Source organism: Micromonospora sp. SH-82, from assembly GCF_051132485.1.
Lineage (GTDB): Bacteria > Actinomycetota > Actinomycetes > Mycobacteriales > Micromonosporaceae > Micromonospora.
Window position 1 is genome coordinate 1,471,524 of the sequence record NZ_CP148049.1, and the last position, 12,351, is coordinate 1,483,874.

8 protein-coding genes are annotated in these 12,351 nt (G+C 71.4%); 6 read left to right on the forward strand and 2 right to left on the reverse strand.

Going from position 1 to position 12,351, the window contains the following annotated elements; translation table 11 throughout:
- Positions 1-90: 90 nt before the first annotated feature.
- Complete coding sequence (locus WHN02_RS06855; protein ID WP_434742565.1) at positions 91-2,640, reverse strand: DEAD/DEAH box helicase; 2,550 nt, start codon at positions 2,638-2,640, stop codon at positions 91-93.
- Between the two features lie 163 nt (positions 2,641-2,803).
- Between WHN02_RS06855 and WHN02_RS06860 the strand changes: the two genes are divergently transcribed.
- The 6 genes from WHN02_RS06860 to topA all read left to right on the forward strand — a co-directional run bounded on the left by WHN02_RS06860 (position 2,804) and on the right by topA (position 10,886).
- Positions 2,804-3,160, forward strand: coding sequence for an STAS domain-containing protein (locus WHN02_RS06860; RefSeq protein WP_434742566.1), 357 nt, complete (start codon positions 2,804-2,806; stop codon positions 3,158-3,160).
- Positions 3,157-3,594, forward strand: a complete 438-nt coding sequence (locus tag WHN02_RS06865) for an ATP-binding protein (protein WP_434742567.1) — start codon at positions 3,157-3,159, stop codon at positions 3,592-3,594. The genes WHN02_RS06860 and WHN02_RS06865 overlap by 4 nt, the downstream gene beginning before the upstream one ends.
- Positions 3,595-3,911: 317 nt before the next feature.
- Positions 3,912-6,296 carry a sodium-translocating pyrophosphatase gene (locus tag WHN02_RS06870; protein ID WP_434742568.1) on the forward strand — a complete coding sequence of 795 codons (2,385 nt, stop codon included), beginning with the start codon at positions 3,912-3,914 and terminating at the stop codon, positions 6,294-6,296.
- Positions 6,297-6,404: 108 nt separating this feature from the next.
- Positions 6,405-6,944: a hypothetical protein gene (locus WHN02_RS06875; protein WP_350894310.1), complete on the forward strand. Its 540-nt coding sequence runs from the start codon at positions 6,405-6,407 to the stop codon at positions 6,942-6,944.
- On the forward strand, positions 6,941-7,669 hold the full coding sequence (locus WHN02_RS06880; RefSeq protein ID WP_434743850.1) for a hypothetical protein: 729 nt from the start codon (positions 6,941-6,943) through the stop codon (positions 7,667-7,669). The genes WHN02_RS06875 and WHN02_RS06880 overlap by 4 nt, the downstream gene beginning before the upstream one ends.
- 364 nt (positions 7,670-8,033) lie before the next feature.
- Positions 8,034-10,886, forward strand: a complete 2,853-nt coding sequence (gene topA / locus WHN02_RS06885) for a type I DNA topoisomerase (RefSeq protein ID WP_434742569.1) — start codon at positions 8,034-8,036, stop codon at positions 10,884-10,886.
- A 37-nt stretch (positions 10,887-10,923) separates the two neighbouring features.
- On the opposite strand, the gene WHN02_RS06890 is transcribed toward topA, so the two are convergent.
- Positions 10,924-12,237, reverse strand: coding sequence for a D-arabinono-1,4-lactone oxidase (locus WHN02_RS06890; protein ID WP_434742570.1), 1,314 nt, complete (start codon positions 12,235-12,237; stop codon positions 10,924-10,926).
- Between the last annotated feature and the right edge of the window lie 114 nt (positions 12,238-12,351).

Consider the following 12,351-nt stretch of genomic DNA (forward strand, 5'->3'; position numbering starts at 1 on the left):
CGGCGCAAGACAGCGGGTCAGCGATGGTCAGGGGTGCGCGATCTTCGATGGAAGCGCTCCCACGGGCTCAATTCCCAGCTGGGCCCGGATCTATTCCTGCCCCACCGGTCGAAGGCCGTCTCCTTCCGGTCGAAGGCCGTCTCCCACCGGTCGAAGGGTGTCTTCCACCGGCCGAAGGGCGTCCTCCGCCGGCCGGACAGCGTCCCCCACGGGCCGGAGAGCGTCGGACAGGTTGGCCAGGACCACGTCGAGGACCTGCACCGCCTCCGACTTGGCCAGCGGGTTGTTGCCGTTGCCGCACTTCGGGGACTGGACGCAGGACGGGCACCCGGACTCGCACCCGCACTCGGCGATCGCCTCCCGGGTGGCCCGCAACCAGGCGTCAGCCGTGCCGTACGCCCGCTCGGCGAAACCCGCCCCGCCGGGGTGCCCGTCGTAGACGAAGACCGTCGGTGCCTCGGTGTCGGCGTGGACGGCCGTCGAGAGCCCGCCGATGTCCCACCTGTCGCAGGTGGCGATCAGGGGCAGCAACCCGATCGCGGCGTGCTCGGCGGCGTGCAGTGCACCCGGGACGTCGGGCGGGTCGACTCCGGCGGCGGCCAACGCCTGCGGTGAGACGGTGAACCAGACCGCCACGGTCCGCAGTTCCCGGGTCGGCAGGTCCAGCGGTCGGGTGTCGATCACTTCGCCGGAGGCGATCCGTCGTCGCTGGTACGACACCACCTGGCTGGTCACGTCCACCTCGCCGAGGAAGAGCCCGACCGGCCCGGCGTCCACGTACGACCTGACCGACGCCACCGACAGCGAGGTGACGTCCCGGGCGTGGGTGGACCAGTCCGGCTCCTCCGGGTGCACCAGCGCACACCCGTCGGCCAGGTCCAGTTCGTCGACCACGTACGACACGCCCTGGTGCAGGTAGACAGCGCCGGGGTGGAGCAGGAAGTGCGACGACGAGCCGTCGACGGTGCCGAGGAGCCGCCCGGTGGCCGACTCGACCACGCAGACGGGGGCTCCTCCCTCGCCCCGGAGGTCCACCTCGGGGCGTTCCCGGTGCCGCCAGTACCACCCGGTGGGCCGGGCCCGCAGGGCACCGGTGGCGACCAGGGAGTCCACCGCCTCCTTCGCCCCGGTCCCGAACAGTTCCAGGTCGGCGGGGGTGAGCGGGGCCTCGGCGGCGGCGCAGGCGAGCTGCGGTGCCAGCACGTACGGGTTGGCCGGGTCGAGGACCGTCGCCTCGACGGGCCGCCCGAACAGGGCCTCCGGGTGGTGCACGAGGTAGGTGTCGAGCGGGTCGTCGCGGGCGACGAGGACCGCCAGCGCCTCCTGGCCGGAGCGGCCGGCCCGACCGGCCTGCTGCCAGAGCGACGCCCGGGTGCCGGGCCACCCGCAGATGACCACCGCGTCCAGGCCGACCAGGTCGACGCCGAGTTCCAGGGCGTTCGTGGAGGCCAGTCCGAGCAGGTCACCGTCGAGCAGGGCCCGTTCCAGTTCGCGTCGCTCCTCGCGCAGGTAGCCGGCCCGGTAGGCGGCGACCCGGCGGCCCAACCCGGGTACCGCCTCGTCGAGGGACCGGCGGGCGTGGGCGGCGACGACCTCGGCACCTCGGCGGGACCGGACGAAGGCGAGGGTGCGTACCCCCTCGGCGACCGTGTCGGCGAGCAGGTCGGCGGTCTCCCGCAGCGCCGACCGGCGGACCTGGGTGAGGTCGGCCCCGGCGGTGGCGTCGGCGGGCTCCGCCGGCAGCAGGGGCGGCTCCCAGAGGGCGAAGGTGACCCCGCCGCGCGGTGAGGCGTCCTCGGTCACCGCTGTCGTCGGCAGCCCGGTGAGCCGTTCCGCGGTGGTCGCCGGGTCGCCGGAGGTCGCCGAGGCCAGCAGGAACACCGGTCCCCGGTCCGGTCCGCCGCCCTGTCGGGGGAGGGCGGCGGCACCGCGCGCCTCGGGGATCCGACCGGATCCGGGGGTACGCCCGGACGCCGCGCACCGGCGTCGCAGCCGGCGCAGCACGTGTGCCACGTGGGAGCCGAAGACACCCCGGTAGGTGTGGCACTCGTCGACGATCACGTAGGTCAGCCGGCGGAGGAAACCGGACCACTGGGCGTGGCCGGGCAGGAGGCCGTGGTGCAGCATGTCCGGGTTGGTCAGGACGAGGCGTGAGTGTCGACGGATCCACTCCCGTTCGGCCCGGGGCGTGTCGCCGTCGTAGCAGGCGGGGCGGATCCCCTCCAGCTCCAGCGAGGTGACGGCGCGGAGCTGGTCGGCGGCGAGGGCCTTGGTGGGGGCCAGGTAGAGGACTGTGGCCCGGGGGTCGGCGAGCAGGGTGGAGAGCGCCGGCAGCAGGTAGGCCAGGGACTTCCCGGAGGCGGTGCCGGTGGCGACCACCACGTGCCGTCCGTCGTACGCCAGCTGCGCCGCCTCGGCCTGGTGTCGCCAGGGGGCCTCGACCCCGCGTCGGCGCAGCGCCTCCCGCAGCTCCTCGGGAACCCAGTCGGGCCAGGTCACGGGCGTCCCGGCGCGGGCGGGCACCTGCTCGACATGGGTGACCGGGTCGGTGGCGTTGCGGGACCGCAGTCGGCGCAGCAGGTCGGCGGGCGCCGTCACCGGCGCCCGTTCGCGGCCGGCTCGGGTAGCTGCGGAGGTCACGTCCTGCACTCTCGCACTGGTGTTCGGAGATCGACCCACGGACCCCGGGGTACGGAGTGGGGGCCGGTGGGTATGGGAGTGATCAGCCGATGCTCGGCGGGCCCGAGCGCGGCGGGGATGGTTAGATGCCCAAGGGAGTTTACGACTTCTGCGAGGAGGACCGATGGAGCTGTCGCTGGCGACCCACTCCGTGGGGGAGCACACGGTGCTGTCCGTCGGCGGCGAGGTGGACGTCTACACCGCACCCCGACTTCGGGAGCGACTCCTGGAGTTGATCGACGGTGGTGCCCACCGGGTCGTCGTCGACCTGGGTCGGGTGGACTTCCTCGACTCGACCGGCCTCGGGGTGCTGGTCGGTGCGCTCAAGCGGCTGCGGTCGACCGGCGGCTCGTTCGCCCTGGTCTGTGACAAGGAGCCGCTGCTCAAGATCTTCCGGATCACCGCGCTGGACCAGGTCTTCCCCCTGCTCCCGACGGTCGAGGCGGCGGTCGAGGCCGACTCGACCGGCGCCGGCGCGTGATGGCCACGGTCAAGCTCTCCTTCTCGCCCGCCCCGGTGCACGTCCGCACCGCCCGTCTGGTCGGGGTCGCGGTGGCCCGGCGGGCGGGGGTACGCGAGGACCTGCTGGACGAGGTGCGGCTGGCCATCGGTGAGGCCTGCACCCGGGCTGTCGCCCTGCACCGGCAGTACGGGTTGCCCGATCCGGTCCGGGTGGAGATGTCCGACGACGGGTCGTACGCGGTCCGGGTGATGGACCGGGCTCCGATCGAGGCGAGCATCGGGCTCACCGCCCTTCCGCCGGACGAGTTGGCGAACGAGTCCCTCACCGACGAGGCGCTGACCACCGGTGTGGGCTTCGCCCTGCTCGCCGGTTTCGTCGAGGACCTCCAGGTACGCCCGGTCGAGGAGGGTGTCGGCACCGAGGTACGGATGGTGTGGCCGGTCACCCGCTGACCTTTCATTCTCCCCCACAGACCGTGTTCGTTCGTCGAACACGGTCTGTGTCGTCGTGGTGACCCCTATATCAGAAAACCTCTCGTAACACAGCGATGAAGATCATCACCTGTGGGTGCCCCCTCGGTGTGACCTCCAACACGACGGAGGGCTACAGTACCCGGGTTGTCAGCAAGTGATCCGCCCCGCAGCCAGCGGGAATGGGTGCTCGTCGCTGTCCCTGTCGTCACAGGTCAGCGGGCTTGCGTTTCCGCATTCAGGGCGCGGGCCGGTGCGTCTCCACCCGCCGCGCGCGTGCACGGTTCAGGAGGACATGGATGTCCGGGACTCTGGCCGCCCAGGGTGGCGAGCTCTCCCTCACCGGTGCCAATCTGACGTACGTCGTCATCGCCGCGGTCGTCGCGCTGGTGGCACTCGTCTTCGCCGCCACCCTGACCAGAACGGTCCTGGCAGCCGGCACCGGCACCACAAACATGCAGGAGATCTCCGGGGCCGTCCAGGAGGGCGCCTCGGCGTACCTCCTGCGACAGTTCAGGACACTGGCCATCTTCGTGGTCGTCGCGGTGATCCTGCTCTTCCTGCTGCCGGTGCACGACACCGCCGGCAGCGAGACCCTCGTCAAGCTCGGCCGGTCGGCGTTCTTCGTGGTCGGTGCGTTGTTCAGCGCATTCATCGGCGGTGCCGGGATGTGGCTGGCCACCCGGGCGAACCTGCGGGTCGCCGCCGCCGCCCGGGAACGGGAGGGCGGCCGCGAGGCGGCCATGAAGATCGCCTTCCGGACCGGTGGCGTGGTCGGCTTCCTCACCGTCGGCCTCGGCCTGGTCGGTGCGGCCCTGGTCGTCCTGCTGTACCGGGGTGACGCGCCCACCGTCCTGGAGGGCTTCGGTTTCGGCGCCGCGCTGCTGGCCATGTTCATGCGGGTCGGCGGCGGCATCTTCACCAAGGCCGCCGACGTCGGCGCCGACCTGGTCGGCAAGGTGGAGCAGGGCATCCCCGAGGACGACCCGCGGAACGCCGCCACCATCGCCGACAACGTCGGTGACAACGTCGGCGACTGCGCCGGGATGGCCGCCGACCTCTTCGAGTCGTACGCGGTCACCCTGGTCGCCGCGCTCATCCTCGGCCGGGCCGCGTTCGGCAACGACGGCCTGGTCCTGCCGCTGATCATCTCCACCATCGGGGTCCTGGTCGCGATCATCGGGGTCTTCATCACCCGGCTGCGCGCCTCGGACCGCAACGGGCTGACCGCGATCAACAGGGCCTTCTACCTCTCCGCGGTGATCTCCGCCGTGCTGGTGGCCATCGTGTCGTTCGCGTACCTCCAGCCGTCCTGGGCCGCCCAGCTCGGTGAGCAGTGGCGGACGACGCTGAGCCTCGACGGCGGCGACCCGCCGTTCGGCCCGCGCGGGACCGTCATCGGCGCGGTCATCATCGGTATCGTGCTGGCCGCCGCGATCCAGGCGCTGACCGGCTACTTCACCGAGACCACCCGGCGGCCGGTGCAGGACATCGGCAAGAGTTCGCAGACCGGTGCGGCGACGGTCATCCTGGCCGGCATCAGCGTCGGCCTGGAGTCGGCCGTCTACTCGGCGCTGCTGATCGGTGCCGGGGTCTTCGGCGCGTTCCTGCTCGGCGGCGGGTCGATCACCCTCTCGCTGTTCGCTGTGGCGCTGGCCGGGACCGGCCTGCTCACCACCGTCGGCGTGATCGTCGCGATGGACACCTTCGGCCCCATCTCCGACAACGCCCAGGGTGTCGCGGAGATGTCCGGGGACATCGACGAGCACGGGGCCCGGACGCTCACCGAACTCGACGCGGTCGGCAACACCACCAAGGCGATCACCAAGGGCATCGCGATCGCCACCGCCGTGTTGGCGGCCACCGCCCTGTTCGGGTCGTACACCGACACGCTGCGCACCGCGTACGCGGACGCGGGCGTCGCCGACGTCGGCACCGAGATCCTCAACTCGCTGAACGTGGCGAACCCGAACAACCTGGTCGGCCTGATCATCGGTGCGGCGGTGGTGTTCCTCTTCTCCGGGCTCGCCGTCAACGCGGTCTCCCGTAGCGCCGGTGCCGTGGTGATGGAGGTCCGCCGACAGTTCCGTGAGCTGCCCGGGATCATGGACGGCACCCAGCGCCCCGAGTACGGCAAGGTCGTCGACATCTGCACCCGGGACGCCCAGCGTGAGCTGATGACCCCCGGTCTGCTCGCCATCCTCGCCCCGATCGCCGTCGGCTTCGGCCTCGGCCCGGGTGCCCTGGCGTCGTACCTGGCCGGGGCGATCGGTGCCGGCACCCTGATGGCTGTCTTCCTGGCCAACTCCGGTGGTGCCTGGGACAACGCCAAGAAGATGGTCGAGGACGGCGCGTACGGTGGCAAGGGATCCGAGGCACACTCCGCGACGGTCATCGGCGACACCGTCGGCGACCCGTTCAAGGACACCGCCGGACCGGCCATCAACCCGCTGATCAAGGTGATGAACCTGGTCTCGCTGCTGATCGCCCCGGCTGTGGTGGCGTGGAGCGTCGGGGACGACCGGAACACCCCGCTGCGCATCGGCGTCGCGGTGGCGGCCACGTTGATCATCGTCGCGGCGGTGGTCTTCAGCAAGCGCAAGGGGGTCGCCATGTCCGACGCCGACCCGGACGGCGGCGGTGCCGAACGTCCGGACCAGCGACCGGAGCGGGTCACCGCCTGAGGCTGGTCCTCGGGACCCCGACCGTGATCACCGGTCGGGGTCCCGAGCCCGGTACGTCGGCAAACCTGACCGGGGGCGGGCCGCGCCGGAGGCCGTACCCTGCATCGCATGCGTACCTGCCGGGCGAGCCCCGCCGTGAAGATGACGGCTGTCCTGGCCACACTGCTGATCGCCGCCGGTTGCGCGGTCGGCCCCGGAGCGCGGGCCTGGGCGTCGACGGTCTGCGCGGCCCTCGCCCCGTGGCGGGCGGAGATCAGCAGGCTGACCAGCAGCACCCAGCAGCAGATGACCGCCCAGACCACCCCGGCCCAAGCAAAGGAGAACCTGGTGCGCCTCTTCTCCGGGGCGGAACAGGCCAGCGAGACCGCCCGCCGGAAGGTCGCCGAGGCCGGGGTGCCCCAGGCCGACCAGGGGGCCGAGGTCGCCGCCGCCTTCCAGGCCACCCTGGGCAAGGTCCGGGACGCGTACGGCCGGGCCCGGGACAACATCGACGGGCTGAACACCGGCGAGCCGCCCGCCTTCTACGACGGGGTCCGCGCCGCCGTCGCCAAGCTCAACCAGGACTACGACGCCAGTGCCCTGGACACCAGCCGACTCCACTCCGAAGAGCTCAAAGAAGCCTTCGACGAGGTCCCGGAGTGTCGCTGACCCCGCCGGACCGTGCTGTCGACCAGGCCGACGACCGAACTGCGGACCCGGCGGTCGACCTAGCTGCGGACCCGGCGGTCGACCGTGCTGTCGACCCGCCCGGCGACCGAGCTGTGAACCGTGCTGTCGACCCGGGGCGGCAGTTGTCGCTGTTCGGCGCGGAGGCGGCGGAACCCTCGGTGTCCGACCTGGCCGGACTGCTCGCCGGGTCGGGCGAGGTGGTGCGGATGGGCGGCACCGCCCGGTTGTCGGTGGTGCTCGACGCCGCCTGGCGGGTGCACGTGCTGGTGGCCGAGTTCGCCAGACGTGGGATCGCCGCGACCTGGGAGCCGACCGCCGACGGCCGCTACCTGGTACGGACCTCGTATGCGAGCACCCTGGCACCGTTGGCCACCGCCTGGCTGCGCGCGGGTGTGCAGCGTCCACCCGCCGGGTTCCACCTCGACGGTCGACGGCTGCGGCTCTGGTCGGCCGCCTCGGGCAGCGCCGAACCGGCCGGGTTCCTGCTCGGCCTCAGCCCCGACGAGTCGACGTGGGAGCCGATCGGGGCGGCGTTGGCGGCGCTGGGTCTGCCCGCAGTGCTCCTCGACGGGGCGGCGGGCGGACCGGCGTACCGGATCGTCGGTCGACGTCGACTGGCCCGCCTGGTCGAGCTGGTCGGTGACCCGCCGTCGACGACCCCGCCGACCCACTGGCCGGCCCCACCCGCCCGACGTCCCGCCTGATCGGGCGATTCGTGCTGTGATGGTGGTCGCGGTCGTGGTTGGCTGCTGTCGTATCAAGGACAGCTCCCTGGTCGCTTTTCGGCAGAAGATGGGCAGGTGGTCGCTCGGCCGGGGGGCCGGCTTCGTCACGGTCACCCACCCGGTGGCCTACCCACGGTGTACGGTGGCGCCGTTCGGGACGACCGGCCCGTGACCGGCGTCGCCCGCCACGCCAGTGGCGGAACGCCGCCGCCCGCGAAACCCGAGAAGCGGACCACGCGTTACGTTGGACGTCCGAGCCGACCGGTGGAACGGCGGGGCCCGGAGGCGGGTCCACGGCCGACCGGCCGGCGGGCCACGAGCAGGAGTGAGGTCGGGGAGTAACGTGCCGAGCAACGCCAAGACCACCCGTCTGGTCATCGTCGAGTCACCGGCGAAGGCCAAGACGATCTCGGGCTACCTCGGCCCGGGGTACGTCGTGGAGGCCAGCTTCGGTCACGTCCGCGACCTGCCGCGCAACGCCGCCGACGTGCCCGCGAAGTACAAGGGCGAGTCCTGGGCCCGGCTCGGGGTCGACGTGGACAACGGGTTCCACGCGCTCTACGTGGTCTCTGCGGACCGCCGCCAGCAGATCAGCAAGCTGACCAAGCTGGCCAAGGAGGTCGACGAGATCTTCCTGGCCACTGACGAGGACCGCGAGGGCGAGGCGATCGCCTGGCACCTGGTGGAGACCCTCAAGCCCAAGGTGCCGGTCAAGCGGATGGTCTTCCACGAGATCACCAAGCCGGCGATCCAGGCTGCGGTGGCCAACCCCCGGGAGATCGACAGGGACCTGGTCGACGCCCAGGAGGCGCGGCGGATCCTCGACCGGCTCTACGGCTACGAGGTCTCCCCGGTGCTGTGGAAGAAGGTCATGCCGAGGCTCTCGGCGGGCCGGGTGCAGTCCGTGGCGACCCGGATCGTGGTCGAGCGGGAACGGCAGCGGATGGCCTTCCGCACCGCCGAGTACTGGGACATCCTGGCCACCCTCGCCGTCGCCCCCACCGGTGACGGTCCGCGTACCTTCAACGCCACACTCGTCGCGCTCAACGGCGACCGGATCGCCAGCGGCAAGGACTTCGAGCCGACCACCGGCCGGGTCAAGCCCGGCGCCGGGGTGGTCCACCTGGACGCCGGTGGTGCCCGGGGGCTGGCCGCCCGTCTCCAGGGGCGGCCGTTCACTGTCACCCGGGTCGAGGAGAAGCCCTACCGGCGTCGCCCGTACGCCCCGTTCATCACCTCCACCCTCCAGCAGGAGGCGGCCCGCAAGCTGCGGTTCTCGTCCCAGCAGACGATGCGTACCGCGCAGCGGCTCTACGAGAACGGCTACATCACCTACATGCGTACCGACTCGGTGAACCTGTCGGAGACCGCCATCGCGGCGGCCCGCCGGCAGATCGTCGAGCTGTACGGCGAGCGCAGCGTGCCGCCGGAGCCGCGCCGCTACACGGGCAAGGTCAAGAACGCCCAGGAGGCGCACGAGGCGATCCGTCCCGCCGGGGACAACTTCCGCACCCCGGGCGAGGTCGCCAAGGAACTGTCAGTCGAGGAGTTCAAGCTCTACGAGCTGATCTGGCGGCGGACCATCGCCTCGCAGATGACCGACGCGGTCGGCTCCAGCGTCTCGGTCCGGATCCGGGCCGTCTCCTCCGCCGACGAGGAGGCGGACTTCGGGGCCACCGGCAAGACCATCACCGACCCGGGCTTCCTGCGCGCGTACGTCGAGTCCAGCGACGACGAGAACGCCGAGGCCGAGGACGCCGAGCGTCGTCTGCCCAACCTCGTCAAGGACCAGCCGCTGACCGCCGACGAGTTGGCCGCCCAGGAACACCACACCCAGCCGCCCTCCCGGTACACGGAGGCGTCGCTGGTCAAGGCCCTGGAGGAGCTGGGCATCGGTCGTCCCTCCACGTACGCCTCGATCATGCAGACCATCCAGGACCGCGGGTACGTCGTCAAGCGCGGTCAGGCTATGATCCCGTCGTTCCTGGCGTTCGCGGTGATCGGGCTGATGGAACGGCACTACCCCCGCCTGATCGACTACGACTTCACCGCCAGCATGGAGAACGAGCTGGACGAGATCGCCGGAGGCGACCACGCCGCCGTCGACTTCCTCACCTCGTTCTACTTCGGCAGCAGCAACGGCGCCGGTGACCAGGCCATCGCCCGGTCCGGTGGGCTGAAGAAGCTGGTCACCGAGAACCTCAGCGAGATCGACGCCCGCAGCGTCAACTCGATCCCGCTCTTCACCGACGACGAGGGCCGCGAGGTGGTGGTCCGGGTCGGCCGGTACGGCCCCTACCTGCAACGGGAGGTGCCGGGCGCACAGCCGGCCGCCCCCGCCGAGGGCGAGGAGGGCGGTACCCCCGGCGACCGGGCACCGATTCCCGAGGGGCTGGCCCCCGACGAACTGACCCGGGAGAAGGTGCACGAGCTGTTCCTCGGCGGCAGCGGCGAGCGCAAGCTCGGCGACGACCCGGCCACCGGGGAGCCGATCGTGCTCAAGTCCGGCCGGTTCGGCCCGTACGTCTCCAGCGGCGAACGCAAGTCGTCCCTGCTGCGCTCCCAGTCGCCCGACTCGCTCACCTTCGACCAGGCGTTGAAGCTGCTCACCCTCCCCCGAGTGGTGGGCGTGGCACCCGACGGTGCCGAGGTGCTCGCCAACAACGGCAGGTACGGCCCCTACGTCAAGCAGGGCGACGAGTTCCGTTCACTGGACTCCGAAGAGAAGATGTTCACCGTCACCCTCGACGAGGCGCTGGCGCTGCTGGCCGCCCCGAAGGCCCGTCAGCGTCGGGCCGCTGCGCCGCCGCTGCGGGAGATGGGCGTGGACCCCCTCACCGAGAAGCCTTTGGTCATCAAGGACGGCCGGTTCGGCCCGTACGTCACCGACGGGGAGACCAACGCGTCCCTGCGCCGGGCGCAGACGCCGGAGGCGCTGACCATCGAGGAGGCCTCCGAGATGCTCGCCGAGAAGCGGGCGAAGGGACCGGCCCCGAAGAAGAAGGCCACGAAGAAGGCACCGGCGAAGAAGGCCACCAAGTCGACCACCACCAAGTCGACGGCCAAGTCCACGGCGGCCAAGTCCACGGCGACCAAGGCGACTGCGGCGAAGAAGGCCCCCGCCAAGGCGACCGCATCGAAGGCCCCCGCCGCGAAGAAGGCCGCCCCTGCCAAGGCCCCCACCCCCGCCGACTGACCCGTCCGCTCTCCTCGGTCTGGGCCGGTGGGTGAGGTCAGGGGCCGAGGAGGGTGGTCAGGTGGGGGTTGGTGAAGACCCGGTGGGGGTCGAGGCGGTCGCGCAGGTGCTGGAAGTCGGCGAACCGGGGGTACGCGGGGGCGAGTGACTCGGCGTCGCGCCAGTGCAGTTTGCCCCAGTGCGGGCGGCCGCCGAGTTCGGTGGCGACTGCCTCGAAGGCCCGGAAGTACGGCTCGTACGGCATTCCGGCGTATTGGTGAACGGCCACGTACGCCGAATCCCGACCGTGGCTGTGCGACAGCCAGATGTCGTCGGCGGCGGTGAACCGGACCTCGGCCGGGAAGAGCACCCTGAACGGGAGGCCGTCGACGATGCGCCGGAGGGCGTGCAGCGCCTCGGGCAGGTTCTCGCGCGGGAGGGCGTACTCCATCTCGGTGAACCGGATCCGGCGGGGCGTGCAGAAGACCCGGTCGGAGCGTCCGGTGTAGCGACGTTCGGTGAGGGCGCGGGTGGCGACGGTGGTGAGGGTCGGGGCGAGGGTGGGCAGCGCCCGGCCGATCCGGCAGAGTCCCCCGTAGAGAGTGTTGGCGAGCAGGTCGTCGTCGAGCCATCGTCGCCACCCGGGCAGCGGGCGGTCGTCGAGGGGCACTCTGTCGTTGGTCTTGACCTGTACCCGGTCGGTGTAGGGGAACCAGAAGAACTCGACGTGGTCGTGCGATTCGACCAGAGTGGACATCTGTCCCAGTACGGCGGTGAGCGAGTCGGGGCGTTCGTGGGCGTGTAGTACGAAGGCGTCGACGCACTGGAGGGTGACGTCGACCAGGACCCCCAGCGCACCGAGGGAGACCCTGGCGGCGGCGAAGACGTCGGGGTGTTCGTCGGCGTCGCAGTGCAGGATCTCGCCGACGCCGGTGACCAGGGTGAACGCGACGACTGTGGTGGAGAGGCAGCCCAGGTGTGAGCCGGTGCCGTGGGTGCCGGTGGCGATGGCCCCGGCGACGGTCTGGGCGTCGATGTCCCCGAGGTTCGGCAGCGCCAGCCCGTGTCGGGCGAGGAGGTCGTTGAGGTCGTGCAGGGTGGTCTCCGCGGGCACCGTCACCCGACGTCGTCCGATGTCGACTGTGGCCTCCGTGACCGGACGGGACAGTTGGAGTCGGTACCCGTCGGTGCAGGCCAGGGCGGTGAAGGAGTGGCCGCTGCCGACGGGCCGGATCCGGTGCCCCCGGGTGGCCGCGTCGCGGACCGCCGCCGCGGTCTCCTCGGCGTCGGCGGGGCGCAACACGGGGGCGTGGAAGTGCTGGTTGCCGGCCCAATTGGTCCAGCGGACAGGCGGTGTGGCGGTGCCGGCCATCGGAACTCCTCCCAGTGAACATGAACCAAATTCGCAACAGGAACGTTGTGCCTGGTAAATACCGCAATCGAGGTCGGCTCGTTAGTACCGGTAGTCACGTATTCGTGACGTTCA